Source organism: Pseudomonas sp. GW460-12-10-14-TSB1 (genome assembly GCF_017349775.1).
Taxonomy (GTDB): Bacteria; Pseudomonadota; Gammaproteobacteria; order Pseudomonadales; family Pseudomonadaceae; genus Aquipseudomonas; species Aquipseudomonas piscium.
On the sequence record NZ_JACNAC010000054.1, the window covers coordinates 1 to 26,968 of the forward strand.

At 63.1% G+C, this 26,968-nt stretch carries 28 protein-coding genes; 8 read left to right on the forward strand and 20 right to left on the reverse strand.

The window, feature by feature from the left end:
• The 3 genes from holA to J4D52_RS24520 all read left to right on the forward strand — a co-directional run.
• The coding region (gene holA / locus J4D52_RS24510; protein WP_207272165.1) for a DNA polymerase III subunit delta at positions 1-999 on the forward strand (999 nt) is incomplete at its 5' end.
• A gap of 213 nt (positions 1,000-1,212) precedes the next feature.
• Positions 1,213-1,374, forward strand: coding sequence for an alternative ribosome rescue factor ArfA (arfA, locus tag J4D52_RS24515; RefSeq protein ID WP_102676683.1), 162 nt, complete (start codon positions 1,213-1,215; stop codon positions 1,372-1,374).
• A 61-nt stretch (positions 1,375-1,435) separates the two neighbouring features.
• A complete protein-coding gene (locus J4D52_RS24520) occupies positions 1,436-2,758 on the forward strand; it encodes a lytic murein transglycosylase (RefSeq protein ID WP_102676684.1) in 1,323 nt (440 codons plus the stop codon).
• Between the two features lie 108 nt (positions 2,759-2,866).
• On the opposite strand, the gene J4D52_RS24525 is transcribed toward J4D52_RS24520, so the two are convergent.
• The 13 genes from J4D52_RS24525 to J4D52_RS24585 form a co-directional block, all read right to left on the reverse strand.
• On the reverse strand, positions 2,867-3,814 hold the full coding sequence (locus tag J4D52_RS24525; RefSeq protein WP_102676685.1) for an LD-carboxypeptidase: 948 nt from the start codon (positions 3,812-3,814) through the stop codon (positions 2,867-2,869).
• 167 nt (positions 3,815-3,981) lie between these two features.
• Entirely contained in the window at positions 3,982-5,004 is a 1,023-nt protein-coding gene (gene lipA, locus J4D52_RS24530; RefSeq protein WP_007927101.1) for a lipoyl synthase, read from the reverse strand.
• Position 5,005: 1 nt separating this feature from the next.
• Complete coding sequence (lipB, locus tag J4D52_RS24535; protein ID WP_025807692.1) at positions 5,006-5,653, reverse strand: lipoyl(octanoyl) transferase LipB; 648 nt, start codon at positions 5,651-5,653, stop codon at positions 5,006-5,008.
• Complete coding sequence (locus tag J4D52_RS24540) at positions 5,653-5,928, reverse strand: DUF493 domain-containing protein (RefSeq protein WP_008152827.1); 276 nt, start codon at positions 5,926-5,928, stop codon at positions 5,653-5,655. The genes lipB and J4D52_RS24540 overlap by 1 nt, the downstream gene beginning before the upstream one ends.
• Positions 5,929-6,008: 80 nt before the next feature.
• Positions 6,009-7,166: a D-alanyl-D-alanine carboxypeptidase family protein gene (locus J4D52_RS24545; RefSeq protein WP_025807694.1), complete on the reverse strand. Its 1,158-nt coding sequence runs from the start codon at positions 7,164-7,166 to the stop codon at positions 6,009-6,011.
• A gap of 185 nt (positions 7,167-7,351) precedes the next feature.
• Positions 7,352-8,353: a septal ring lytic transglycosylase RlpA family protein gene (locus tag J4D52_RS24550; protein ID WP_102676686.1), complete on the reverse strand. Its 1,002-nt coding sequence runs from the start codon at positions 8,351-8,353 to the stop codon at positions 7,352-7,354.
• Positions 8,353-9,366: a lytic murein transglycosylase B gene (gene mltB, locus J4D52_RS24555; protein ID WP_025807698.1), complete on the reverse strand. Its 1,014-nt coding sequence runs from the start codon at positions 9,364-9,366 to the stop codon at positions 8,353-8,355. Before mltB ends, J4D52_RS24550 begins: the two co-directional genes overlap by 1 nt.
• Positions 9,367-9,383: 17 nt before the next feature.
• Positions 9,384-10,487 carry a rod shape-determining protein RodA gene (gene rodA / locus J4D52_RS24560; RefSeq protein WP_051519227.1) on the reverse strand — a complete coding sequence of 368 codons (1,104 nt, stop codon included), beginning with the start codon at positions 10,485-10,487 and terminating at the stop codon, positions 9,384-9,386.
• A gap of 31 nt (positions 10,488-10,518) precedes the next feature.
• Entirely contained in the window at positions 10,519-12,414 is a 1,896-nt protein-coding gene (gene mrdA, locus J4D52_RS24565) for a penicillin-binding protein 2 (protein WP_102676687.1), read from the reverse strand.
• Between the two features lie 12 nt (positions 12,415-12,426).
• Positions 12,427-12,894 carry a 23S rRNA (pseudouridine(1915)-N(3))-methyltransferase RlmH gene (gene rlmH / locus J4D52_RS24570; protein ID WP_003185785.1) on the reverse strand — a complete coding sequence of 156 codons (468 nt, stop codon included), beginning with the start codon at positions 12,892-12,894 and terminating at the stop codon, positions 12,427-12,429.
• 9 nt (positions 12,895-12,903) lie between these two features.
• The gene (rsfS, locus tag J4D52_RS24575; protein WP_009051039.1) at positions 12,904-13,326 is read right to left on the reverse strand and encodes a ribosome silencing factor; all 423 of its coding nucleotides are present in this window, start codon (positions 13,324-13,326) and stop codon (positions 12,904-12,906) included.
• A 60-nt stretch (positions 13,327-13,386) separates the two neighbouring features.
• Positions 13,387-14,031 carry a nicotinate-nucleotide adenylyltransferase gene (nadD, locus tag J4D52_RS24580; RefSeq protein WP_025807711.1) on the reverse strand — a complete coding sequence of 215 codons (645 nt, stop codon included), beginning with the start codon at positions 14,029-14,031 and terminating at the stop codon, positions 13,387-13,389.
• Positions 14,031-15,296 carry a glutamate-5-semialdehyde dehydrogenase gene (locus J4D52_RS24585; RefSeq protein WP_025807713.1) on the reverse strand — a complete coding sequence of 422 codons (1,266 nt, stop codon included), beginning with the start codon at positions 15,294-15,296 and terminating at the stop codon, positions 14,031-14,033. Before J4D52_RS24585 ends, nadD begins: the two co-directional genes overlap by 1 nt.
• A gap of 176 nt (positions 15,297-15,472) precedes the next feature.
• On the opposite strand from J4D52_RS24585, the gene J4D52_RS24590 reads away from it, so the two are divergent.
• Entirely contained in the window at positions 15,473-16,159 is a 687-nt protein-coding gene (locus tag J4D52_RS24590) for a DNA-3-methyladenine glycosylase (RefSeq protein WP_102676688.1), read from the forward strand.
• A 94-nt stretch (positions 16,160-16,253) separates the two neighbouring features.
• Positions 16,254-17,570 (forward strand): bifunctional DedA family/phosphatase PAP2 family protein, encoded by a 1,317-nt coding sequence (locus tag J4D52_RS24595; RefSeq protein ID WP_102676689.1) that lies wholly within the window; start codon positions 16,254-16,256, stop codon positions 17,568-17,570.
• A gap of 19 nt (positions 17,571-17,589) precedes the next feature.
• Here the strand turns inward: J4D52_RS24595 and J4D52_RS24600 are convergent, their stop codons facing one another.
• The 3 genes from J4D52_RS24600 to J4D52_RS24610 are packed head-to-tail and all read right to left on the reverse strand — an operon-like array spanning position 17,590 to position 19,266.
• Positions 17,590-18,180 (reverse strand): LON peptidase substrate-binding domain-containing protein, encoded by a 591-nt coding sequence (locus J4D52_RS24600; protein ID WP_063433150.1) that lies wholly within the window; start codon positions 18,178-18,180, stop codon positions 17,590-17,592.
• A 10-nt stretch (positions 18,181-18,190) separates the two neighbouring features.
• Positions 18,191-18,907 (reverse strand): LrgB family protein, encoded by a 717-nt coding sequence (locus tag J4D52_RS24605; RefSeq protein ID WP_025807721.1) that lies wholly within the window; start codon positions 18,905-18,907, stop codon positions 18,191-18,193.
• Positions 18,904-19,266 carry a CidA/LrgA family protein gene (locus J4D52_RS24610; protein ID WP_102676690.1) on the reverse strand — a complete coding sequence of 121 codons (363 nt, stop codon included), beginning with the start codon at positions 19,264-19,266 and terminating at the stop codon, positions 18,904-18,906. The genes J4D52_RS24605 and J4D52_RS24610 overlap by 4 nt, the downstream gene beginning before the upstream one ends.
• Before the next feature lie 180 nt (positions 19,267-19,446).
• Between J4D52_RS24610 and J4D52_RS24615 the strand changes: the two genes are divergently transcribed.
• From J4D52_RS24615 to J4D52_RS24625, 3 genes are all read left to right on the forward strand, one after another.
• Positions 19,447-19,902, forward strand: a complete 456-nt coding sequence (locus J4D52_RS24615) for a MaoC family dehydratase (protein WP_053281082.1) — start codon at positions 19,447-19,449, stop codon at positions 19,900-19,902.
• 103 nt (positions 19,903-20,005) lie between these two features.
• Complete coding sequence (locus tag J4D52_RS24620; RefSeq protein WP_025807727.1) at positions 20,006-21,724, forward strand: C13 family peptidase; 1,719 nt, start codon at positions 20,006-20,008, stop codon at positions 21,722-21,724.
• Between the two features lie 28 nt (positions 21,725-21,752).
• Entirely contained in the window at positions 21,753-22,394 is a 642-nt protein-coding gene (locus J4D52_RS24625) for an oxidoreductase (protein WP_025807729.1), read from the forward strand.
• 99 nt (positions 22,395-22,493) lie between these two features.
• On the opposite strand, the gene J4D52_RS24630 is transcribed toward J4D52_RS24625, so the two are convergent.
• From J4D52_RS24630 to J4D52_RS24645, 4 genes are all read right to left on the reverse strand, one after another.
• Positions 22,494-22,781, reverse strand: coding sequence for a YceK/YidQ family lipoprotein (locus J4D52_RS24630; protein WP_025807731.1), 288 nt, complete (start codon positions 22,779-22,781; stop codon positions 22,494-22,496).
• Entirely contained in the window at positions 22,774-23,406 is a 633-nt protein-coding gene (ubiX, locus tag J4D52_RS24635) for a flavin prenyltransferase UbiX (protein WP_025807733.1), read from the reverse strand. The genes J4D52_RS24630 and ubiX overlap by 8 nt, the downstream gene beginning before the upstream one ends.
• Positions 23,403-24,752, reverse strand: coding sequence for a UDP-N-acetylmuramate:L-alanyl-gamma-D-glutamyl-meso-diaminopimelate ligase (gene mpl / locus J4D52_RS24640; RefSeq protein ID WP_102676691.1), 1,350 nt, complete (start codon positions 24,750-24,752; stop codon positions 23,403-23,405). Before mpl ends, ubiX begins: the two co-directional genes overlap by 4 nt.
• A 288-nt stretch (positions 24,753-25,040) precedes the next feature.
• A complete protein-coding gene (locus J4D52_RS24645) occupies positions 25,041-26,957 on the reverse strand; it encodes a sigma-54-dependent Fis family transcriptional regulator (RefSeq protein WP_102676692.1) in 1,917 nt (638 codons plus the stop codon).
• Positions 26,958-26,968: the final 11 nt, after the last annotated feature.

Sequence of the window (26,968 nt, forward strand, 5' to 3'; positions counted from 1 at the left end):
GGCACGCTCGCACCGGTCTATGTCATCAGTGGCGATGACCCGTTGCTGTGCCAGGAGGCCGCCGATGCCATTCGCAGCGCCGCCCGCCAGCAGGGCTTCGACGAACGCCAGGTATTCAGCGCCGACGCCAATTTCGATTGGGGAACGCTGCTGCAAGCCGGCGCGAGCATGTCGCTGTTCGCCGAAAGACGCCTGCTGGAACTGCGCCTGCCTTCGGGCAAGCCCGGTGACAAAGGCGCCGCGGCCTTCATCGAATACTGCTCACGGCCGGCCGAAGACACCCTGCTGCTGATCAGCCTGCCCAAGCTCGATGGCAGCGCGCAAAAGACCAAATGGGGCAAGGCCCTGATCGATGGCGAGCAGACCCAGTTCATCCAGATCTGGCCGGTGGATGCCAGCCAGTTGCCGCAGTGGATTCGCCAACGCCTGTCCCAGGCTGGGCTTTCCGCCAGCCAGGACGCCGTGGAACTCATTGCGGCCCGGGTAGAAGGCAACCTGCTGGCCGCCGCCCAGGAAATCGAAAAGCTCAAGCTGATGGCCGAAGGCGGCCAGATCACGGTGGAAACCGTGCAAGCGGCAGTCGCCGACAGTGCGCGCTTCGACGTTTTCGGACTGGTGGATGCCATCCTCAATGGCGAGGCCGCCCATGCCCTGCGCATGCTCGAAGGCCTGCGCGGTGAAGGCGTCGAGCCTCCAGTGATTCTCTGGGCACTGTCCCGGGAACTGCGGGCGCTGGCCAATATGTCGCTGCAGTACAGCCAGGGCACTCCGCTGGACAAGGTGTTCAGCCAGGCCCGTCCGCCCGTCTGGGACAAACGCAAGCCGCTGATGAGCAAGGCCCTGCAGCGCTATTCGGCGCCGCGCTGGGCGCAACTGCTGCTCGATGCCCAGCGTATCGATGCGCAGATCAAGGGGCAGGCCGCCGGCTCGCCCTGGAGCAGCCTGAGCCGCCTGTCGCTGCTGATGGCCGGACAACGCCTGCCTCTCCCCGCCGAATAACCTGACACTTTGTAGGAGCGAGCTTGCTCGCGATCAGCGCCAGCCTTGGTACCGCGGTTTCCTGGCCGATCGCTATCGCGAGCAGGCTCGCTCCTACAGGTTCGGGAGATCCAACGAAAGACACTGAAAAGTCCTACACATCACAGGGCTGGACAGCGGGGTAAAGCTGGCCGATCATCTGCCGCGCAAACCCACCTCAAGCGAGAACCCAAAATGAGCAAGCCATCCAAGCATGGCCCCAACAAGGCCAAATCCATCATCGCCCAGCCACTGTTCCGCAGCCGTCAGGAACGACCCGCCAAGGGCAAAGGCAGCTACCGCCGCGAAGCCTTCCAGTCTAAAAGCTGGGAGGTTTCTTACTTTCTGGCTGCATAAAGCGGAGAACCCCGCCGGCGTGATAAGGTCTGTATCTGATTCGTATTCTCTGGACCTGTGCATGCCCTTTTGTCTTTCCCGTCGTTGGCACCTGCGCCAACTGATCGCTGCCTCCAGCCTTGCCCTGCTCGTCGCCTGCGCGGAAAAACCCACCGCCGCCGATGCCCAGCCACTCCAAAGCATTCAAGCCGCCCCTCTTACCGCACCTGCGACCGTCGCTCCGCTGGCCGTCGACAATCTGGATATCCAGCCAACCCAGACCTTTGCCCAATGGCAGGCAGGCTTCCGTGTCGAAGCACTGAACGCAGGGATCCGCGCCGATCTTTTCGACCGGGCGTTCGCCGGCATCACCCCGGACATGGGCGTGATCAAGGCCGACCGCAGCCAACCGGAATTCACCCGACCGGTGTGGGAATACCTCGACGGCGCCTTGTCGCCGCTGCGGGTGCGCAAGGGCCAGGCGCTGATCAATCAATACGCCGACATCCTGCAGCAGATCGAACAGCGTTACGGCGTCGATCGTCAGGCCCTGGTGGCGGTCTGGGGCATGGAAAGCAACTTCGGCGAGTTCCAGGGCAACAAATCGGTCATTCGCTCCCTCGCGACCCTGGCCTACGAAGGTCGCCGCCCGGCCTTTGCCAACAGCCAGCTGCTGGCCGCCCTGCAAATCCTCCAGCACGGCGATATCCAGCCCGAGAAGATGCTCGGCTCCTGGGCCGGTGCGATGGGGCAGACCCAGTTCATCCCGACCACCTACAACACCCACGCCGTGGACTTCGACGGCGATGGCCGTCGCGACATCTGGAACAGCCCGGCCGACGCTCTGGCCTCGACCGCGCACTATCTGCAAAGCTCCGGTTGGCAGAAAGGCCAGCCCTGGGGTTTCGAAGTGCAACTGGAGAACGGCTTCGACTATGCGCTGGCGGACGGCGCTATTCGTAAACCGGTGGCCGAATGGCTGCGCCTGGGCATGAAACTGCCCAATGGCGCCAGCGTTCCGGCCGGTTCCGAACAGCTTTCCGCGGCCTTGCTGCTGCCGGCGGGCTATCGCGGCCCAGCATTCCTGATCCTCGACAACTTCCGCGCCGTTCTGAAGTACAACAACTCTTCGTCCTATGCCTTGGCGGTGAACCTGTTGTCGCAACGCTTCAACGGTTCGGGCCTGATCAACGGCATCTGGCCGAAAGACGACATGCCTCTCAGCCGCTCCGAGCGCATCGAGTTGCAGAACCTGCTCAGCGCCAACAATTACGATGCCGGCAACCCGGACGGCATTATCGGTGCCAATACCCGCAAGGCGATTCGCAGCGCGCAGCAATCGCTGGGCTGGCCCGCCGATGGCTATCCGACCCACAAGCTGCTGGAGAGCCTGCGCTCGCGTTGAAACTGGAAGGGCGAAGCCTGAAGCGATGCCAGACAGCGCCAGCGACATCGCGAGCAAGCTCGCTCCTACAAAGGAGCGGTTTGTTCGCGATAGCCAGTTAAGGGCCGATCAGCCGAATACCACATCCTGTTCCAGGATCAGTTGCTTCTCCCCCGCATCCAGCCTGACCATCGCCCCCAGCGGCAGGGTCAGGTTCGGATCGCAGTGGCCACTGCGCCATCCAGCCAGCACCGGGATGCGCAAGGGCTCGAAGGTCTGCTTGAGCAGCCCTGCAAGCGCCTGGGGCTCCACTCCCGCCACATCCCCCACCAGCACGCCACGAAGCCTGTCGAGCTTGCCCGCCAGGCGCAGGTGCGTCAGCAGACGGTCGATCCGGTACAGCGGCTCGTTGATGTCTTCGATAAACAGAATGATGCCGTCGGCGTTGATCTCATACGGCGTGCCCATGGTTGCGGCGATCAACGACAGATTGCCCCCCAGCAACTGGCCACAGGCGATGCCGGGTTCGATGGTGGTCAAGGGATAAGCCGCTGGATGGGCCAACAGACTGCCGGCCTTTATCTGCCCTCTGAGCAAGCTGAACAGCGAAGACTCGGTCGGCGGCTGCTTGTCACCCAGCAGATCGGCATTGAGCATGGGCCCGTGAAAGGTCACGAAACCTGCATAACGATTGATGGCCAGATGTAACGCGGTGATGTCGCTGTAGCCGACAAACGGCTTGGCATGACGACGTAGCAGGTCGTAATCGATCCGGTCGAGCAAGCGTGGGCTGCCGTAGCCGCCCCGCAGGCACAGGATCGCGCTGACATCGTCATCGGCGAAGGCGGCATGCAGATCGTTCAGGCGAACCTCGTCGCTACCGGCCAGATAGCCATCGCTCTGTTGGACCCCGGGGTAGATCCGCAGCGAATAACCTCGAGCGCGCATCCAGCGAACGGCTTGCTCGGTATCCAGGGCTGCAGGCCCGGCGGGTGCAATCAAGCCGATCAGCCCTTGCGAAGACAGCGCCGGCACCGGCCGTTGCGCACAAAGGACGTCAGTCGGTTGGAGGGTCATCCAATGGTTCTCCCTGTGTGGATTCTCTAGTGCACAGTAGACATGAAAGCGGGCAAACAGAAGTGCCGAAACGCCACGGCGCTTGCAGGAAAAGTCTATGAAGGGAGGGAGACGCGAGCGTAACGGAAGATGACGCCCGCAAGGAAAGACCTTGCGGGCGCATTACATCAAGAGACCAGGCCTTCTTTGGCCAGCTTCGCCTGCTCGTCGGCGTGGTAGGAGGAACGTACCAGCGGGCCCGAGGCGACGTTCTTGAAGCCCATCTTGTAACCTTCCTCGGCGAACCAGGCGAAGGTGTCCGGGTGCACGAAACGCTGCACCGGCAAGTGGCTGCGGGACGGTTGCAGGTACTGGCCGAGGGTCAGCATGTCGATGTCATGCTCACGCATGCGCTTCATGACCTCGATGACTTCGTCGTCAGTCTCGCCCAGGCCCAGCATCAGGCCGGACTTGGTCGGTACGTGCGGCACCAGCTGCTTGAACTTCTGCAGCAGGGTCAGCGACCACTGGTAGTCCGAACCCGGACGCGCGGCCTTGTACAGGCGCGGCACGGTTTCCAGGTTGTGGTTGAACACATCCGGCGGTTCGGCCGCGGTGATTTCCAGCGCGACGTCCATGCGGCCACGGTAGTCCGGAACCAGGGTCTCCAGTTGCACGTTCGGCGACAGCTTGCGGATTTCGCGGATGCAGTCGGCAAAGTGCTGGGCACCGCCGTCACGCAGGTCGTCGCGGTCGACCGAGGTGATCACCACGTACTTCAGGCGCAGGTCGGCAATGGCTACCGCCAGGTTCATCGGCTCATCGACGTCCAGAGGCTTCGGACGGCCGTGACCGACGTCGCAGAACGGGCAGCGACGGGTGCAAATGTCGCCCATGATCATGAAAGTCGCGGTACCGCCGGAGAAGCATTCGCCCAGGTTCGGGCAGGAGGCCTCTTCACAGACGCTGTGCAATTTGTGCTTGCGCAGCAATTGCTTGATCCGATCGACTTCCGGGGAAACCGGAATACGCACGCGAATCCAGTCAGGCTTCTTCGGCAGCTCGGTGGTCGGGATGATCTTCACCGGGATACGTGCGACTTTTTCGGCACCGCGCAATTTAACGCCGGTTTCAACTTTCGCACGGGCCGGGCGCTCGGAAACATCCAGCGTCGGGATCAGGGTTTGCACAGCGTCTTGCGCAGTAGTCATATCAGTCGATTCCGCCCGTTAGGGTCGTCTGCTCAGCATAGTCGAGGTGTTTGACGAGCTGCGCGCGCAGCCGGGCACTTACCTCGGCAAATTCAATCGGTCCTGTGTGGTCGCTCAGCTGGGTCATTGCCAGCCCGGCATAGCCACAGGGGTTAATCCGTCGAAACGGCTGCAAATCCATGTCCACGTTCAAGGCCAGGCCATGAAAGGAACAACCATGGCGGATCCGCAGGCCCAGGGAGGCGATTTTCGCGCCATCGACGTAAACGCCAGGAGCATCCGGCTTGGCCGCCGCGGCCACGCCGTAGCTGGCCAGCAGCTCGACCAGGCACTGCTCCATCCGGCTGACCAAGTCGCGCACGCCAAAACCCAGGCGGCGCACGTCCAGCAGCAGATAAGCCACCAGTTGGCCAGGACCGTGATAGGTCACCTGGCCACCCCGGTCGACCTGCACCACCGGGATATCCCCGGGAAGCAACAGATGTTCGGCCTTGCCCGCCTGGCCCTGGGTAAAGACCGGCGGATGCTGCACCAGCCAGACTTCATCGGGAGCGTCGGTACCGCGTTCGTTGGTAAAGCGTTGCATGGCCTGCCAGACCGGCTCGTAGGCCATCTGGCCGAGCTCGCGAAAGCCCAGCGTTTGAGGCATCACAGCACCATGTGCACGAAACCGGTGGCCCGCAACTCGCTGTTGATGTCGTACAGCTGTTCTTGACCGGTGGCGATGATGTGCAGCTGGATGGTCGTGTACTTGCCGTTGGTGCTCTGGCGCTCGGCCAGGGTCTTGTGGTCAACGGTCGCGTGTTTTTCAAGGATCGCGATGATCTTGTCCTTGAAACCCACGCCGGTGTCGCCGATCACCTTAATCGGGTAATCCGCGCAGGGGAATTCGATCTTTGGCGCCTTTACTTCGGTGTCTGTCATGGCGTAACGGCCTCGTAAGCCGTGGCGACGGAGGTGGCCCCCGCTCTACTTCAGAGCGAGGGCCACGCGGGTCGACAATATCAGTTGAACAAGCCGTAGAAGAATAGGCGGATGCTATCCCACATGCGGCGGAAGATACCACCTTCGTCGACCGCGTCCAGAGCGATCAGGTCGGCACTATGCACCACCTTGTCGTCCAGTTTCACTTCGACTTTACCGATCACATCGCCCTTGGCGATAGGCGCGGTCAATTGTGGATTCATGGTCATGCTGGCAGCCAGTTTCTTCAACTGGCCTTTTGGCATGGTCATGGTCAGGTCCTGGGCCAGACCGGCCTTGACCTGGGAGGTAGTGCCTTTCCAGACAGGAGCCTGAGCCAGCTCGGTGCCCTTCTGGTAGAAGGTCTGGGTTTCGAAGAAGCGGAAACCGTAGGTCAGCAGCTTCTGGGTTTCGGCTGCGCGAGCCTGCTCGCTGTTGGTACCGAACACCACGGCGATCAGGCGCATGCCGTCACGCACGGCCGAGGACACCATGCAGTAGCCGGCTTCGTCGGTGTGACCGGTTTTCAGGCCGTCGACAGTCTTGTCACGCCACAGCAACAGGTTGCGGTTAGGTTGCTTGATGCCGTTCCAGAAGAACTCTTTCTGCGAGTAGATCGCGTAGTGAGCCGGGTCTTCGTGAATGATGGCGCGAGCCAGTACCGCCATGTCGTGCGCCGACGAGTAGTGCTCGGGGTTCGGCAGGCCGGTCGGGTTCATGAAGTGGCTGTTGGTCATGCCCAGATCGCCGGCGGTCTTGTTCATCATGTCGGCAAAGGCGTCTTCGCTGCCGGCGATGTGCTCGGCAACCGCGACGCTGGCGTCGTTACCCGACTGGATGATGATGCCGTGCAGCAGGTCGCTGACGGTAACTTGCGAGCCGACCTTGATGAACATCCGCGAACCGCCGGTACGCCAGGCGTTCTCGCTGACGGTCACCGGGTCGTTCTCGCCGATCTGGCCGCGACGGATTTCCAGGGTCGCGATGTAGGCCGTCATCAGCTTGGTCAGGCTGGCTGGCGGCAGACGCTGGTCACCGTTGTTCTCCACCAGCACGTTACCGCTGCTGGCCTCCATGAGCACATAGGACTTGGCGGCCAGCTGCGGTGGCGACGGCATCACTTCTACCGCCCAGGCGGCAGGCGTGATGATCAGCGGGACAAGCAGACACAGGCGTTTGGCAAAGGTGGTGATGTTCATCCGTCTCTCGAAATTGCTAATGGAAACTTGTCCTCGCGGACAAAACTATTCAGACAGCCTTCTAAAGGGCTGTCGCGTGTTCAGTTGTTCACTCACTGACCCTTGCCGGGCTTTTGTTGTACGACGAGCCAACAACCTGGGTTCACCCCCCAAATACCGCAGGCGAACCATGAATCAGTATCCGATTACTCGGCGGTTACCAGGCTCGGCTGCCCCAGATTGGCCAGCCGGACACTGTTCTGCACTTGCTGGATCTCACCCTGCGAACCGATCGGCCCCAGGCGCACCCGATGCAGGGTCTGTTGATTGCGCACGATCGAGCTGATGAACACCGGAGCGCTCACCATCCCGCTCAGCTTCGAGCGCAGGAGCTCGGCAGCGTCCGGGTTGGCGAAGGCGCCCACCTGCAGATACTGGCCAGAGGCTTGCGCAGAAGCGTTTTTTTTTGCATCCAGCTGCACCGGCACAACGGCCGCGGCGTGCTGCTGTGGAGGCGGAGTCCATTGCTCGACGGTCCCCGTGGACGCCGTCATCACTGGCGCGGCTTTCGGCTCGTTGAGCATCAAGGGCGCCGGCCGGCCGCGCTGGGCCCACCATTCCTGCGGGTCGATGCCCTCGACCTTGACCCGGGCGGTACCGATCTCGGCGTAACCGAGCTTCTTGGCCGCGGCGTAGGACAAATCGATGATCCGGTCCGAATAGAACGGCCCGCGGTCGTTGACCCGCAGGATCACGCTCTTGTGGTTGTCCAGGTTGGTCACCCGGACATAACTCGGCAAGGGCAGGGTCTTGTGCGCGGCACTCATGCCGTACAGGTCGTACACCTCGCCATTGGCGGTGTTCTGCCCGTGGAACTTGGTGCCGTACCAGGAAGCCGTGCCCGAAGCGACATAACGCTTGGATTCGGCCATCGGGAAATAGGTCTTGCCCAGCACGGTATAAGGGTTGGCCTTGTACGGGCCGGTGTGCAGGGTCGGCGTGGCGTCGGGGATGCGCGATACATCGACGTCCCACCAGGGCGCGCCGTCTTTGTGGGCGCGGTTGATGTCCAGGCCTGGCGTTGCACGTACGGCCGTCGCCGGGCCTTTCTGTTTCGGCGCCTGGGTTGACGAACAACTGACCACCAGCAAGGACAACGCGGCAAGAGCCACCAGCTTCAGGGGTTTGCGGATTGGCGATGCCAGCATTACTTGACGCCCCGTGCTTGGACCAGCTGTTCAGAGAGCTGATGTACGGCCATGGCGTACATCACGCTGCGGTTATAACGCGTGATCGCGTAGAAATTCTTCAGGCCCATCCAGTATTCGGGGCCATTGTCACCTTCCAGGCGGAAAGCCGTGACCGGCATATCATCGCGCAGCGCATCATGACTCGACCAGCCCAGCGCCCGCAACTCCCCGACGGTTTTCGTCGGTTCGATACCGGTGGTCAGGCCTTCGTCGACCTGATCGCCACGCACTTCGGCCCGGCTGACCACCGGCTGCCCGGCCTCCCAGCCGTGACGCTTGAAATAGCTGGCAACACTGCCGATGGCATCGTCCGGATTGGTCCAGATATTGATGTGACCATCGCCGTCGAAGTCCACAGCATAGGCGCGAAAACTGCTTGGCATGAACTGCGGCAAGCCCATGGCACCGGCGTAGGAGCCTTTCAGGGTCAGTGGATCGACCTGTTCCTCGCGGGCCAGCAGCAGGAATTCGCGCAATTCCTTGCGGAAGAATTCGGCGCGTGGCGGGTAATCGAAGCCCAGGGTCGACAGCGCATCGATCACCCGGTAATTACCGGTGTTGCGTCCGAAGAAGGTTTCAACGCCGATAATCGACACTATCACCTGGGCCGGTACGCCGTACTCCTGCTCGGCACGGGCCAGTACTGCCTCGTGCTGGCGCCAGAAGTCCACACCACGGGCGATCCGCGCGTCGGTGATGAACATCGGCCGGTATTCTTTCCACTGCTTGACCCGCTCGGCAGGCCGGGAAATGGCGTCGAGGATCGACTGCTTGCGCTCGGCCTCGCGAAACACACCCATCAGCTGTTCGCCCGCAAAGCCGTAGTCGCGAGTCATTTCACCCACGAATTCGGCCACTTGGGGCGAACCTTCGTATTCGCCGCCGGCCAGCGCTTCCTGCGCTGCGCCAAGGATGCCTACCAGACCGACCCACGGCGCATACCGAGCGGTCCAGCCACGCATTGCTTGCATTGAATTCTTCACCTTATTCAAACCTGCGCGATCCACTTACGATGGGTATGGATCGACATCAAAACCCCAAACGCTGACAGCAGCGTCACCAGCGAAGTTCCTCCGTAGCTAATGAACGGCAACGGCACCCCCACGACCGGCAACAGGCCACTGACCATACCGATGTTGACGAAAACGTAAACAAAAAACGTCATGGTCAGCGCGCCGGCGAGCAATTTGCCGAACAGTGTCTGCGCCTGGGCGGTGATCACCAGCCCACGACCGATCAGCAACAGATAGATCAGCAGCAGGGCGCAAATGCCCACCAGGCCGAACTCTTCGCCCATGACCGCGATAATAAAGTCGGTGTGGCTCTCGGGCAAAAAGTCCAGATGGGACTGAGTACCCAGCAACCAGCCCTTGCCGAAGACGCCGCCGGAGCCGATGGCTGCCTTGGACTGAATGATGTTCCAACCGGTGCCCAGCGGATCGCTTTCCGGGTCGAGGAAGGTCAGGATCCGCTGCTTCTGGTAGTCGTGCATGATGAAGAACCACATGGCGATCGCCACCGGCACCGCGGCGGCCAGCACGCTGAGGATCCAGCGCCAGCGCAGCCCGCCCATGAACAGCACGAAGGCGCCGCCGGCAAGGATCAGCAGCGAGGTACCCAGGTCCGGCTGGCGCACGATCAGAATGAACGGAATACCGATCAGGATCAGGCTGATGCCCACATGCTTGAGTTGCGGCGGCAAGCTGCGCTTGGCCAGGTACCAGGCGATGGTCGCCGGCATGATGATCTTCATGAACTCCGAGGGCTGGAAGCGAATCACCCCGGGGATATTGATCCAGCGGGTGGCACCCATGGCGTTGTGTCCCATGACATCCACCACCACCAGCAGCACCACGCCGAACACATAGGCCAGTGGCACCCAGCGGGCCATGAACCGGGGTTCGAACTGGGCAATGACGATCATCGACACCAGGCCGATGCCGAACGATGTCGCTTGCTTGCCCAGCAGGTCCCAGCTCTTGCCGCTGGCCGAATACAGGACGAACAGGCTGCCAGCCGCCAGGGTCAGCAACAGGATCAGCAATGGACCGTCGATGTGCATGCGCTGCAACAGCGTCGCGCGGCGACGCATCACATCCTCGCTGGACAGGATGCGATCGAAATTACTCTTCACGGGCCGTAGCCTCCGCACTGATAGGGCCGGCAAACTCAGGCTTGAGCAGGCCATCCGGGCCGAGGAGCCAGGCATCCATCACCTGGCGCACCACCGGGGCCGCCACGCCGGAACCGGACTCGCCGTTCTCGACCATGACCGAGACCACGATTTTCGGGTTTTCCGCCGGCGCGAAGCCGACGAACAGGGCGTGGTCGCGATGGCGCTCCTGAACCTTGGAGCGGTCGTACTTCTCGCCCTGCTTGATCGCGACCACCTGGGCCGTACCACTCTTGCCGGCGATCCGGTATTGCGAGCCGATGGCCGCCTTGCGCGCCGTACCGCGGGCACCGTGCATCACCTGCTGCATGCCGTGGTTGACCTTCGTCCAGTCCGACGGATCGCGCAGGACGATGTCCGGCATCGGGTTTTCATCCACCGGCCTTTCGCCTTCGATGGTCTTGGCCAGGTGCGGACGGTTCCATTTGCCCTTGTTCGCCACCAGCGCCGTGGCCTGGGCCAACTGCAACGGGGTGGACTGCATGTAACCCTGGCCGATCCCGAGAATCAGCGTCTCGCCCGGGAACCAGGCCTGGCGACGGGTGGCCCGCTTCCACTCCCGCGACGGCATCAGGCCCGGCGACTCCTCGAACATGTCCAGCGAGACCTTCTGGCCGATCCCGAACTTGTTCATGTAGGCCGACAACCGATCGATCCCCAGCTTGTGGGCCAGGTCATAGAAGTAGGTGTCGTTGGACCGCATGATCGCGGTGTCGAGGTCGACGTAACCGTCGCCGCTGCGGTTCCAGTTACGGTACTTGTGATCGTAGTTGGGCAGCTGGTAGTAGCCCGGGTCATAGACCCGCGTGGAGGCCGTCACCACCCCGGAATCGAGACCGGCGATCGCCACCGCCGGCTTGATGGTCGAGCCCGGCGGATACAGGCCGCGCAGCACCCGGTTGAACAGCGGGCGGTCGATGGAGTCGCGCAGCTCGGCATAGGCCTTGAAGCTGATGCCGGTCACGAACAGGTTCGGGTCGAAGCTCGGCTGGCTGACCATGGCCAGCACTTCCCCGGTATTCGGGTCCAGCGCCACCACCGCGCCGCGCCGACCGCCCAAGGCAGCCTCGGCGGCTTCCTGCAGCTTGATGTCCAGGCTCAGGACAATGTCCTTGCCGGGAATCGGGTCGGTACGCTTGAGCACCCGCAACACGCGGCCGCGAGCATTGGTCTCGACCTCTTCGTAACCCACCTGGCCGTGCAGTTCGGGCTCATAGAAGCGCTCGATCCCAGTCTTGCCGATATGGTGGGTGCCGGCGTAGCTCACCGAGTCCAGGGTCTTCAGCTCTTTCTCATTGATCCGCCCCATGTAGCCCACCGAGTGCGCGAAGTGCGCGCCCTGGGGGTAATGGCGGACCAACTGCGCCACCACTTCCACCCCGGGCAGGCGGAACTGGTTGACCGCGATCCGGGCGATCTGCTCTTCGTTGAGCTCGAACAGGATCGGCACCGGCTCGAACGGCCGGCGCCCCTGCTTCATGCGCTTCTCGAACAGCACCCGGTCTTCCGGCGTCAGCTCCAGCACCTCGACAATGACGTCGAGCACCTGGCGCCAGTCGCCGGAACGCTCGCGGGTCATGCTCAGGCTGAAGCTCGGCCGGTTATCGGCCACCACCACGCCATTACGGTCGAAGATCAGGCCGCGGGTCGGTGGAATCGGCTGGACGTGAACCCGGTTGTTTTCCGACAGGGTCGAGTGATAGTCGTACTGGATCACCTGCAGGTAATACAGGCGCGCGATCAGCACCCCGATCAGGCAGACCACGGCAATAGCCCCGAACACAACCCGACCACGCACCAGACGGGCGTCTTTTTCGTGGTCCTTGATACGGATCGGCTGGGACATTAGGGGCGCGGGCTATTTGTGATAAGGGTGCCCGGACAGGACTGTCCAGGCGCGATACAGCTGTTCACCGATCAGGATCCGTACCAGCGGGTGCGGCAAGGTCAGCGGCGACAGCGACCAGCGCTGATCCGCCCGCGCGCAGACTTCCGGCGCCAGCCCCTCGGGGCCGCCGACCATGAAGTTCACGGTACGCGAGTCGAGGCGCCAGCGATCCAGCTCCACCGCCAGTTGCTCGGTGCTCCAAGGCTTGCCGTGCACCTCGAGGGTGACGATCCGCTCGTTCGGGCCGACCTTGGCCAGCATGGCTTCGCCCTCCTGACGGATGAAACGAGCCACATCGGCGTTCTTGCCACGGGTATTGAGCGGTATTTCCACCAGTTCCAGCGCCAGTTCGGATGGCAGACGCTTGGCATACTCGTGCCAACCCTCTTCCACCCACTTGGGCATGCGTGAACCGACAGCGATCAGACGCAGGCGCACAGCCGTCCCTTATTGCTGGTCTTTGTTGAGCTTGGTGAAGTGCTCATGGGTGTGCTCCGGGCTGTGGTGCTTGCCATCGGCCGCACGGCTCTGCTCGGCGCCCTGCCACAGACGCTCCAGGTCGTAGAACTGGCGTGCGGAGGCGGTCATCATGTGCACGATCACGTCGTCCAGGTCCAGCAGCACCCAGTCGCTGTCGCCCTTGCCTTCTTCACCCAGCGGCTTGACGCCCTGGGCCTTGACCATCTCGCGGACCTTTTCCAGCATCGCGCCGATCTGGCGGTTGGAAGTACCGGTGGCGATGATCATGTAGTCGGTGATGCTCTGCTTGTCGCGAACATCGATCACCAGGACGTCCTGGGCCTTGACGTCTTCCAGCGCGGCGACTGCCACCTTGACCAGATCTTCGCCTTTCATTACTTGGTTAGTCATATAAAACTCGTTCAGCTCGTATGTTTGGCGCGTTGCACGGCATTGGCCGGCAGCGCGCCTTCAGTTCGGCCCACGGTAAAGACCGTGGGCATCGATATAGGCCAGGACCGCATCAGGCACCAGGAAACGTACCGACTTACCGCTGGCCAGCAGTTGACGGATCTGGGTGGCGGACACCGCGAGCGGTGTCTGCCAGACGAATGCAATGTGTCCTCCGGGCCCTTGCAGGGCCAGGGGATCGCTCACCGAGCGCGCCGCCAGCAGGTTGCGCAACGCATCCGGCGGCTCGCTGTCGGCATCCGGGCGTTGCAGCACCAGGATGTGGCAATGCTGGAGCAACTCTTCCCAGCGATGCCAGGTAGGCAGGCCGCAAAAAGCGTCCCAGCCCAGCAACAGGAACAACTGGTCATCCGCGGCCATCTCGGCCCGCATCTGTTCCAGGGTGTCTATGGTGTAGGACGGTTTGTCCCGTTTCAGCTCACGGTCGTCCACCACCAGGGGTGAAACGCCCGCCACCGCACACTCGACCATCGCCAGACGGTCCAGGGCCGAAACTTGCGGTGCATCGCGATGCGGCGGCCGCGCACTGGGCGTCAGACGCAGCTCATCGAGCCCCAGCGAGTCGGCCACCTCCAGCGCGCTGCGCAGGTGACCGATGTGCACGGGGTCGAAGGTACCGCCCAGCAGACCGATACGTTTGCTCATCAAGTGCGCACATGGCCGTCGCCGAAGACGACATATTTCTCGCTGGTCAGCCCTTCCAGGCCGACCGGGCCACGGGCATGCAGCTTGTCGGTGGAAATACCGATCTCCGCGCCCAGGCCATATTCGAAACCGTCGGCAAACCGGGTCGAGGCATTGACCATCACCGAGCTGGAGTCCACCTCGTTGAGAAAGCGCCGAGCGTCGGTGAAGTTCTCGGTGACGATGGCGTCGGTGTGCTGCGAACCGTAGGTATTGATGTGCTCGATAGCCGCATCCAGGCTGTCGACCACCAGGATAGACAGGATCGGCGCGGTGTACTCGGTGCGCCAGTCTTCTTCGGTGGCCTCGATCACATCGTCGCCCAGCAAGGCGCGGGTACGCGGACAACCGCGCAGCTCGACCTTCTTGTCGCGATAGATCGCCGCCAGCGGCGGCAACACGCGTTCGGCGATACCGGCGTGGACCAGCAGGGTCTCCATGGTATTGCAGGGCGCGTAGCGCTGAGTCTTGGCGTTATCGGCGATGCGAATCGCCTTGTCCAGGTCGGCCGCCACGTCGATGAACACATGGCAGACGCCATCCAGATGCTTGATCACCGGCACCTTGGCATCGCGGCTGACCCGCTCGATCAGGCTCTTGCCGCCACGCGGCACGATCACGTCGACGAACTCGGGCATGGTGATCAACGCGCCAACGGCCGCGCGATCGGTGGTTTCCACCACCTGCACCACCTGCGCCGGCAGACCGGCCACCGCCAGCCCTTGCTGAATGCAGGTGGCAATGGCGCGGTTGGAATTGATCGCCTCGGAGCCGCCACGCAGGATGGTGGCGTTGCCGGACTTCAGGCACAGGCTGGCGGCGTCGATGGTCACGTTGGGACGCGACTCGTAGATGATGCCGATCACGCCCAGGGGCACGCGCATCTTGCCGACCTGGATGCCCGAAGGCAGGTAGCGCATATCGCGGATTTCACCGATGGGGTCAGGCAGCTTGGCCACCTGACGCAGGCCTTCGATCATTTCGTCGATACGCACCGGGGTCAGCGCCAGACGATCGAGCAATGCCGGTTCCAGACCATTGGCCCGGCCGTTGGCCAGGTCCTGCTCATTGGCCGCACTCAGCTCGGGGCGAGCAGCGTCCAATGCATCGGCAGCCGCCAGCAATGCGCGGTTTTTCTGCGCAGTGGTGGCACGGGCGATTACCCGCGACGCGTCGCGGGCAGCGCGACCCAAACGGGTCATGTAGTCAAGAACGGACTCAGTCATGGTCTGCTGTGGTCTTGGCAAAGAGGAAAGCGGCTGATTATAGCTGTCGCGCCGGTCCACGGACAGCGGTCACGGGCGGATGGTCGAAATGGACGGCAAATACCTCTCGTTCAGCCTGAATTAAGCCTGGAATTGATATCATTCCGACCCAATTCCCGTCATCGCTCCTGGCAACCATGTCCATTCTGTCCACTCCGACGCCGCCCAAGGCCCTGCCCGACAGCTTTTTCGATCGAGACGCCCAGGTCCTGGCCCGTGAACTGCTCGGCAAAATCATCCGCCATCGGGTCGGCGATCTGTGGTTGTCGGCGCGCATTATCGAAACAGAAGCCTATTACTGCGAGGAAAAAGGCAGCCATGCCTCCCTCGGCTACACAGAAAAGCGTAAGGCTTTGTTTCTGGACGGCGGCCACATCTATATGTACTACGCCCGCGGTGGCGACTCGCTGAACTTCAGCGCCCAGGGCCCGGGTAACGCAGTGCTGATCAAGTCGGCCTACCCCTGGGTCGACGAAGTCTCGGGCCCCGCCAGCCTGGCGCAGATGCTCCTGAATAATCCCGACGCCAGCGGCCGGCCGCGCCCCTCGCAGAAGCTCTGCGCCGGCCAGACCCTGCTGTGCAAGGCACTGGGCCTGAAAGTCCCGGTGTGGGATGCCAAGCGCTTCGACCATGAAGTGCTGTTCGTCGAGGATGTCGGCACGCCCGTCGCCAGCATCATCCAGACCACCCGCCTGGGCATTCCCCACGGCCGCGATGAACACTTGATGTACCGCTTTGTCGATGCCGCCTACGCCCCCTACTGCACTCGGAACCCGCTACGTCGCGGGCAGGTCGAAGGTCGCGACTATTTGCTGCTCGATTGATCCCTTTCGCAGGAACCGGCGTGCCCGCGGATGGTTTTATCGCGAGCAAGCCCGTCCCTACAGTTGAACCACCGAATAATCGGAGTTGAAACCTATGGGCCAATGGCTCGATGGAATAACCGGCTGGCTGACGATGAACCCTCAATGGCTGGCGGCAGCCGTGTTCATCGTCGCCTGCGTCGAATGCCTGGCGATTGCCGGCCTGATCGTACCTGGCACCGTGCTGTTGTTCGCCATTGCCGTGATGGCCGGCAGCGGCGCGCTGTCCCTGGGTGAAACCCTGGCGCTGGGTTTCTTCGGCGGTTTGCTCGGGGACGTGGTGTCCTACCTGCTGGGCCGGCGTTTTCACCAGAACATCCGCCGCTTGCCGGGGCTGCGCCATCACCCGGAATGGATCAACGGCGCCGAAGCCTATTTCCAGCGTTACGGTATCGCCAGCCTGTTGGTCGGGCGCTTTATCGGCCCCTTGCGGCCCATGCTGCCGATGGTGGCCGGCATGTTCGACATGTCGTTCCCGCGCTTTTTCGCCGTCAGCCTGCTGGCCGCGGCCGGCTGGACAGTCGCCTACCTGCTGCCGGGCTGGGCCACGGGCGCGGCGATCCGCCTGCCCCTGCCTGAAGGTTTCTGGCCGCAGGCGGGAATAGTCGCCGCCAGCATCGCCCTGCTGCTGGGCCTGAGCATCAACAGCACCGTGCGCCGCCATCGCAAGGCCAGCCCACTGGTGGCGGGCCTCAGCCTGGCGATCCTGGCTGGGCTGTTCATCGGTTATCCCTACCTGAACCATTTCGACCAGGGTCTGATGGCGCTGGTCCAGGAGCACCGCAGCCCGGTAATGGACGAGGTGATGGTGGTACTCACCCAGTTCGGCGAATTCCGCACCATGCTGTTCGCCAGCGCCCTGGTCACCCTGCTGTTGCTGATTGCCCGGCAATGGCGGCAGGCGATTTTCGCGGGCGCCACGCTGTTGTGCACCGCGCTGGCCAACACCGGTACCAAACTCTTCTTCGCCCGCGTGCGCCCGGAAGTCCTGACCGATCCGCTGACCAGCTACAGCATGCCCAGCGGCCACAGCTCCGGTTCGTTCGCCCTGTTCCTGACCCTGGCGGTACTCGCCGGTCGCGGCCAGCCGCCGCGCATGCGCCTGACCTGGCTGCTGCTGGGCTGTCTGCCGGCGGCCGCGATTGCCGTGTCACGGATTTACCTGGGCGCGCATTGGCCCTCCGACATCCTCGCCGGCGCCATGCTTGCCGCCTGCGTGTGCGCCGCCAGCCTGTGGATTGCCCAGCGCCAGACTCCGCTGGAACCCATGCCGGCCAAGATCTGGTGGCTGGTATTGCCGGCGCTGGTAGCGCTGTTCGGTTTCGAGGCGGTCAGGCATCTGCCGCACGCCATGCTGCGTTATGCGTATTGAGATTTTGTAGCTGCAAGGATCAGGCGAACAGCTCGCCCTGCAATTCGTCCAGCAAGGCCTGGATCGCATCCAGGCGTTGTTGCGGGTCGTCCAGTTGCAGCAGGTCGATCTTGTCCAGTTCGGAGAACGGCAACAGGTAGGCCAGTTGGTTGGCCAGCGACTGCTGGCCGGTGGCTTCGGTGCCCATGTTCAGGGCTTCGACCATCGGGTGTTCGGCCAGCGCCTTGAGCAAGGCGATCAGGTCCCCATCTTCATCCTGCAGCGGCCGCTCCGGCGCCTCGCTCAGCCACTCGACTTCAGCCACCCGCAACTGATCGCGCTGCACTTCGCTGCTCAGCACCCGAAAACGCCGTCCGCCCTTGACCCGAATCCCCAGCAGGCCGTTGTCCTGCTGATGGAAGTCGGTGATCAGCGCTTCACAGCCCACCCGAGCAAAACCTTCCGGGGCGATGCCCACCTCTTCGCCTTCAAGGATGCACACCACGCCGAAGCCGCTGCCCTGTTTCATGCAGCGACCGATCATGTCCAGGTAGCGTGCCTCGAAAATCTGCAAATCGAGAATGCAGTCGGGGAACAGCACTGTGTTCAGCGGGAAAAGCGCCAGACTCATACAGGTTTCCTTAAACCACCAACGACACCGCCAACGGCAGGAAGACCGCCGTGGCCACACCCATCAGACTCATCGCCAGCGCCGCGAAAGCACCGCACTCATCACTTTCCTGCAAGGCCACCGAAGTGCCCACCGCGTGAGCCGTCATGCCCAGCGCCATGCCTCGGGCTTCCGGGCTATGCACCTGCAGGCGGTTGAGGATGGCCGGGCCGAAAATCGCCCCGATCACCCCGGTGATCAATACGAATACCGCAGCCAGCGCTGCGACACCGCCAATCTGTTCGGCCACCAGCATGGCGATCGGCGAGGTCACCGATTTCGGCGCCATGGTCATCAGGATCATGTTCTCGGCACCGAACCACCACCCCAGCAGTACGCCCAGGCCGGTGGCGACCACCCCTCCAATCACCAGCGTAGTAAATATCGGCCAGAACAACTGTCGAATCCGCCGCAGGTTGAGGTACAGCGGTACGGCCAGCGCCACCGTGGCCGGACCCAGGAGAATGCTGAGGATCTCCGTGCTCTTGCGGTACTCGGCATAGCTCAGGCCACAGCTCAGCAGCACGCCGATCACCAGCAGCATGGAGACCAGCACCGGTTGCAGAAATACCCAGCGGGTTTTCTCGAAGGCCGCGAGCACCAGTTGATAGGCGCCCAGGGTAATGCCGATGCCGAACAAGGGATGGTGGATCACCGACGCCCAGGCGCCCTGCCAGTCGAGCATCATTGGCTGCCCTCCCGATGTCCGTGGCGCTTGACCAGCCGTTGCATCAGCACGCCGACGAAGGCCATGGAGATCACCAGCGACAACACCAGCGCGCCGACTATCGCCCAGAAATCCGCGGCGATATCCGCCGCGTACACCATCACGCCCACCGCGGGCGGCACCAGCAACAGTGGCAGGTAACGCAGCAGGCTGGAGGCGGCCAGACTCAGTGGCTCGCCCACTTCGCCGCGCGCCACCAGGAAGATCAGCAGCAACAGCAGACCGACAATCGGCCCCGGCAGGATCGGCAGCAACAGATGATTGATCGCCGTGCCGAGCAATTGAAACAGCACCAGCCATGTCAGACCGCGTAACAACATCCCTCACCCCCCCGAAAAAACGCCGGGCATTATAAGCACGCGAATGCTATGGACCGGCATTCGCCAAAAGCATGGAAGGTTGACCGGAGCAAACCCCCATGATGATCTACAGTGGGTTGTCAGGGGGTACGCCCCCGACCCTTTAGAACGATAAACCCGATGAACCCAAGGAGAGTCTCAATGCCGTATGTTCCTGTTGCAGAGCTCAAAGATTATGTCGGAAAGGAACTAGGACGTTCCGAATGGCTCACCATCGACCAGCAGCGTATCAACCTGTTCGCCGAAGCCACGGGTGACTTCCAGTTCATCCACGTAGACCCGGTGAAAGCCGCCCAGACGCCGTTCGGCGGCACCATTGCCCACGGTTTCCTGTCGCTGTCGCTGATCCCGAAACTGATGGAAGACATCCTGATCCTGCCCGAGGGTCTGAAGATGGCGGTCAACTACGGCCTGGACAGCGTGCGTTTCATCCAGCCGGTCAAGGTCGATTCCAGGGTCCGCCTCAAGGTCGACCTGGTGGACGTCACCGAGAAGAAACCCGGCCAATGGCTGCTCAAGGCCACCGCCACACTTGAAATCGAAGGCCAGGAAAAACCAGCCTACATCGCCGAGCCATTGTCCCTCTGCTTTGTCTGAAAGCTTCCTGATGCGAAACAGCTCACGCTGTTTCGCGCAGCCTCTCTATATATAAGCCTCGTTGCTGCGGCATACTCGGTCCCCTAATTATCCGGATCCCGCTATGCGCCCACTTGTACCCCTGGCTCTGACCCTGTTGCTCACCGCATGTGGAGACGGCGAATCGCTGCTGCCTCCCGATGCCCGTCTGCCGGACGGTGGCCGCTACCGCGGCGATGTGGTCAACGGGTTGCTGCAGGGACAAGGCCGCATCGACTACCCCAACGGCAGCTGGTATGCCGGCCAGTTCGACAGCGGCCAGTGGCATGGCCAGGGCGAATGGCACGGCAGCGATGGCGAGCTCTACCGCGGACAATTCCAGCAGGGCCTGTTCCACGGCCAGGGTAGCCTGACCACCAAGGACAGCAGCTACACCGGCGGTTTCAAACTGGGCCGGCGCGACGGTGAAGGCACCCTCAAGGAACGCGGCATGACCTACCGCGGCGAATTCAAGTCCGACCTGTATTCCGGGCTCGGCCGTCTCGAACTGGAAGACGGCAGCCAGTACCAGGGCCAGTTCTCCCGCGGCAAACCCAACGGCGAGGGCCAGCGCAGCGATGCCAGCGGCAACCAGTTCAGCGGCCACTTCGTCGACGGCCAGCTGGAAGGCAACGGTACCTTCAGCAGCGCCGAGGGCGACCTCTACGTCGGCGGCTTCAAACAGAACCAGCTCAGCGGCAAGGGTCGCTACGAAAATGCCGACGGCGATGTCTGGATCGGTCAGTTCAAGGAAGGCGCCCTCAGTGGCAAGGGTGAACTGATCGGCGTCGACGGCAGCCACTACATCGGCCGTTTCAGCGACTGGCGCTTCAGCGGCCAGGGCCGCCTGAACCTCAGCGATGGCAGCTTCTATATCGGCGGCTTCGAAGGCGACAACTACCAGGGCCACGGTGCGCTGGTGCTGCGCGATGGCACTGTGCAAAGCGGCGACTGGATCAATGGCCTGCGGGTTCGCGATGCTGACGGCCGGCTGTTGCCCGACCCGCTGGAGACTGGCCTGCTGGCCCAGGGCCGCCTGCTCGACGACGCCCTCGCCGCGGTGCCGGCGTCGACGCCCGCCATCGAGCTCTACAGCCTGACGCTGGCCGGCGATGGCAAGCAAAGCGTGTTTCTGCGCGAGGCTGATTACGTCAGCAACATGCTCGCCACCCGCTTCGGCGCCTACGGACAGATCCGCCTGGTCAACCACCGCGACCGCCTCGACAGCCGCCCCATGGCCACCCGGGAAAACCTGCGGCGCGCGGTCCAGGTCCTGGCCGAACGCAGCGGTCCGGAAGACCTGTTGTTCATCTACCTGACCAGCCACGGCACCAGCGAACACGAACTGGTGCTCGACCAGCCGCGCCTGGAACTGGCCGACCTGCCGGCCGACGAGTTGGCCGCGGTGCTGGCGCCCCTGAAAAACCGCGACAAGATCATCGTGATCTCGGCCTGTTATTCCGGCGGGTTCATTCCCGCGCTCAAGGATGACCGGACCCTGATCATGACCGCTTCGCAGGCCGATCGCGTATCCTTCGGCTGCTCGGAAGAGGCCGATTTCACCTACTTCGGCGACGCCCTGTTCGCCCAGGCGCTGAACCAGACCGACGACCTGGAACAGGCCTTCAAGCTGGCCAGGGCGACCGTGGCCGAACGCGAACTGGCGGATAACTTCGAAGCCTCCGAACCGCAGATCTGGGCGCCCAAGGGGGTCTTGGCGCACTGGCAGCATCTGCGCAAGCAACAAGCACGAAAGGCGCTGCAGAGCGCCGCCAACGACAGCAAGGAAGCAAAGAGCAACTAAGCTGAAACAGTATCAAGGGGGAAACATTATGTACTTGACGCCTCAGCATATCTTGCTCGCCGGCGCGACCGGCCTGACTGGCGAGCACTTGCTCGACCGCCTGCTCAACGAACCCACGGTAACCCGCGTACTGGCGCCCAGCCGGCGCCCCTTGAGCGAACACCCACGCCTGCAAAACCCGGTCGGTGATCCGGCGGCACTCCTGCCGCAACTCAGCGGCCGGGTGGACCTGGCGTTCTGCTGCCTGGGCACCACCCTCAAGAAAGCCGGCTCCGAACAGGCGTTCCGTGCCGTCGACCTGGACCTGGTGGTGGCCTTCGGCAAGCGCGCACGGGAGATGGGCGCGCGGCACCTGGTAGTGATCAGCGCCCTGGGCGCGGACGCGAAATCCTCGATTTTCTACAACCGGGTCAAAGGCGAAATGGAACAGGCGCTGAAGGCCCAGGACTGGCCGCAACTGACCATTTGCCGGCCGTCGCTGCTGCTCGGCGAACGCATCGAACCGCGTCTCGCCGAACAGTTGGCCGGGCCGCTGTCCAAGCTGATTCCCGGCAAATACCACGGCATCGAAGCCTGCCATCTGGCCCGGGCCATGTGGCGCCTGGCACTGGAAGAGCAGGATGGCGTGCGGATCGTCGAGTCCGACGAGTTGCGCAAGCTGGGTAAATAACGGGCATTAGAAAGCATCGCGGGCAAGCTCCGCTCCTACAGAAGCATGTGCTTTTCTGTAGGAGCGAGCGGGCGGCGATCCGACTTGCCCGCGAAAGAACTACAACCCGCCCGTGGCCTGAAACCCAACTCCCAGTACCGTCAGTACCGACAGCGGCAACAGCAGCGTGTCGAGCAAGGCGCTGGCCGGCAGGTCGACACCCGGATAGCTCGGCGCTTCAGCCCCGAAGCGGTCCATCGGGCAACAACCGCCCTGCATCACATACCAATCCAGGCGCGTCCCGGAATACACCACCGGCGCCCCCGGCTTGGCCGCGTTCAGCGTACGTGCCGTGGCACAACCGCCCAGCTGCAGGGCAACCAGCAGGATCAGCAGCGACTTACTCATCGCTGCCCGGATGATGCTCGCCCCACCGCGGCAACATGTCCTGCGGGATGTTCAATAGGTTGAGAATCCGCGCCACGACAAAATCCACCAGGTCGTCGATGGTCTGCGGCTGGTGATAGAAGCCCGGAGAGGCTGGCAGGATGGTCACCCCCATGTTCGACAGCTTGAGCATGTTCTCCAGGTGGATGCTGGAGTAAGGCGCCTCGCGCGGCACCAGGATCAACTGGCGCCGCTCCTTCAGGGTGACGTCCGCCGCCCGCTCGATCAGGTTGTTGCAAGCGCCCGTGGCGATGGCCGACAAGGTGCCGGTGGAGCAAGGCACCACCACCATCGCCGCCGGTGAGCCGGAGCCCGAGGCCACCGGCGACATCCAGTCTTCCTTGCCATACACGCGAATCTGCCCGTCCGCCGCACCGGTGTACTCGGTGAGGAAGGCCTGCATGGTCTGCGGCTTGGACGGCAGGGTCACGTCGGTCTCCGTCGCCATCACCAGCTGCGCGGCCTTGGAGATCAGGAAGTGCACTTCACGGTCTTCGCGCACCAGGCAATCCAGCAGGCGCAGGCCGTACTGGGCGCCCGAGGCGCCAGTCATCGCCAGGGTGATGCGTTCCGGGCCGTTGTTCATCGCAGTGCCTCGGCCAGCTTGCCGTGCAGGCCGCCGAAGCCGCCGTTGCTCATGATCACCACGTGGGTGCCCGGCTTGGCCTGGCTCTTCACCCGCTCGATGATGCCCTCCAGCGAATCGCTGACAATCGATGGCACGGTGCACAGCGCAGCGGTGGCGCCCAGGTCCCAGCCGAGGTTGGCCGGCGAATACCAGACCACCTGATCGGCCTGGTTGACGCTTTCCGGCAGCCCGTCACGGTGAGCGCCGAGCTTCATGGAGTTGGAGCGCGGTTCGATGATCGCGATCAGCGGTGCATCGCCGATGCGCTTGCGCAGGCCGTCCAGGGTGGTGGCGATGGCGGTCGGGTGGTGAGCGAAATCGTCGTAGATGGTGATGCCGTGGACTTCAGCCACCTTTTCCATCCGCCGCTTGACGCTCTTGAACGCACTCAACGCGGCGATGCCCATGGCCGGCACCACGCCGACATGGCGCGCCGCGGCCAGGGTGGCCAGGGCATTGGCGACGTTGTGCTGGCCGGTCATGTCCCACTCGACCACGCCTTGGGCCTCACCTTCGAACATCACTTCGAACTTCGAGCCGTCTTCGCTGAGCAGCTTGACCTGCCATTGGCCGCCCGCGCCGGTGGTTTGCACCGGGGTCCAGCAGCCCATGTCGATCACCCGCAACAAGGCCGGTTCGGTGGTCGGGTGGATGACCAGGCCTTCGCTCGGGATGGTCCGCACCAGGTGGTGGAACTGCCGTTCGATAGCCGGCAGATCGGGGAAGATGTCTGCGTGATCGAACTCGAGGTTGTTCAGGATCGCCGTGCGCGGACGGTAGTGCACGAACTTCGAGCGCTTGTCGAAGAAGGCGCTGTCGTATTCATCGGCTTCGATCACGAAGAACGGTGTGCCGCCCAGGCGGGCCGACACCGAGAAATTCTGCGGCACGCCACCGATCAGGAAGCCCGGGCTCATGCCCGCATGCTCCAGCACCCAGGCCAGCATGCTGCTGGTGGTGGTCTTGCCGTGGGTGCCGGCGACCGCCAGGACCCAGCGGCCTTGCAGCACATGGTCGGCCAGCCATTGCGGGCCGGAAACATAGGGCAGGCCCTTGTTCAGCACATACTCCACCGCCGGGTTGCCGCGGGACATGGCGTTGCCGATCACCACCAGGTCCGGTGCCGGGTCAAGCTGGGCCGGGTCGTAGCCCTGGGTCAACTCGATGCCCTGGGCTTCGAGCTGGGTGCTCATCGGCGGGTAGACGTTGGCATCGGAGCCGGTGACATGATGGCCCAGCTCTTTGGCCAGAACCGCCATCGAGCCCATGAAAGTGCCGCAAATACCGAGAATATGAATGTGCATAGTCGACCTCGTAAAACATCGAGGCAGGTTAGCGTAGAGGGCTGCAAATCGCACTCTTTAGCTGATGGGGGAACACACGGTTGCCACTGCCGGAGGCTATGACGAGTTCTGTGGGGCTTTTGCCGGGGAGTCGCCCGAACGCGGCTGGAGGCTTGGACCGCGGTTACCGATGTATCGGCGGCCGCCGCCTATCGCGAGCAAGCTTCGCGCCTACAGGTGCGCATTACTTTGTAGGAGCAGCCGGTCGACGCTCGATTGCTCGCGATGAACGATAACGCGGTACCGCGCCTAGCGAGCGATCCCATGCTTGCGCAGCTTTCTATAGAGGGTGTTGCGGCTCACCCCCAGCTGCTTGGCGGTGTGGGTCATATGCCAGCGCTGTTGCTCCAGGGTGTTGAGCAAGGCCAGGCGTTCGGCATCGTCCAGCGGGTATTCGCCCGCCTCCTCGGCAGCTGCCGGCACCGGCGCCGGGCGGCCCTGGCGAATCATCGCCGGTATATCCTCCAGGCCGATTCGCCCGTGGTCGCAGAGCGCCGCCAGGGTGCGCAACACGTTGCGCAGTTGCCGCACGTTGCCTGGCCAATGGAAGTCCAGCAGGGCCTGGCGCGCCGGGCCGTCGAGCGACACCTGCTGGTCGCCGGCTTCTTCCGCCAGGAGAAAATCCAGCAACTGGGATTTGTCGCTGCGCTCGCGCAGCGCCGGCAAACTGATTTCCAGGCCATTGAGGCGGTAATACAGATCCTCGCGGAAGCTGCCATCCCGCACCCGCTCCAGCAGGTCTCGGTGGGTGGCACTGATGATGCGCACGTTGACCGCCTGCGGCTCGCCGCCGATAGGCACCACCATGCGGTCTTCCAGCACCCGCAACAAGCGGGTCTGTAAGGCCAGCGGCATATCGCCGATTTCATCGAGGAACAGCGTACCGCCATCGGCCTGCTGCAACTTGCCGCGCATGCCTTCCTTGCGCGCCCCGGTGAAGCTGCCACCGCGATAACCGAACAGCTCGCTTTCGATCAGGCTTTCGGGAATCGCCGCGCAGTTCAAGGCGACAAAGGCTTTCTCCGCCCGCTGGCTGGCTTGGTGCACCGCCTTGGCGAACGCCTCCTTGCCGGAGCCGGTCTCGCCATTGATCAGCAACGGCACATCGCGCTCGAACACCCGCAAGGATTTGCGGAAGTCGCCTTGCAGGGCCGCATCGCCCAAGCAGATCCCGGACAGACGCGGCCGCTCCAGCACCAGCGCCCTCGGCGGCAGCGGTTTCGGCACACTGCGCGGCTGGCCACGCAACACCGCGAACAGATGCCGACCATCGCGGGTGCGCAGCGGCCAGCTGGCGCTGGCATTGACACTGGCGCGGCCCAGCAGCTCGTCCAGCGAGCAGTCGAAAAAGGCTTCCACCGGTTTGCCCAACAAGCCGCCGCGAATATGCCCCAGCAAGTTCAAGGCGCTCTGGTTCACCGCGCTGATCCGCCCTTCCCCGTCGAACGCCAGCAAGCCTTCGCTGAACAAGCCGACGGACTCGGCCTGCAGGTGGAAACGCAGCAACCATTGATTGTCGAAATAGCGCAGGAAATAGCAGCTCTCGATCATCTTCGCCGAGAGATTGACCAGGGCCATGGTGTGGAACTGGCTCTGCCGCGACACATCCGGACGCGCCGAGGAAACATCGAGCACCGCCAGCAGTTCGCCGTGGGGGTCGAACACCGGGCTGGCCGAGCAGGTCAGACCGGTGTGACGGCCGCGGAAATGTTCGTCCTGGTGGATGGTCAGGGACTGGCGCTCCACCAGGCAGGTGCCAATGCCGTTGGTGCCCTCGCAGGCCTCGCTCCAGTCGGCGCCGAGCCAGAGCCCGGCGCGCTCGAAAATCTTGCGCTCGGTGGGCGCGGTGACGCAGTTGAGGATCACCCCGCGGGCGTCGGTCAGCAACACCGCATGGCCGGCACCGGACAGCTGCTGGTGCAGGCTGGTCATCTCGTTGCCGGCGATCTGCAGCACCTGCTGCAGGCGTTCGCGGCTTTCCAGCAGGCGGCCATGCTCGAGCACGGTGGGCGCCATACTCAGGGCCGGGTCGAGGTGATAATCCTCCAGGCACCGCAGCCAGGAACGGGCGATGGAAGGATCGCTGCCAGGCCCCTGCAGATGGGCCTTGCCTTGGGTCACGGTCAGCACTTGCTGGGCGTGCCGGGTGAGGTGATTGCTGTGCATTTCTTATTGTT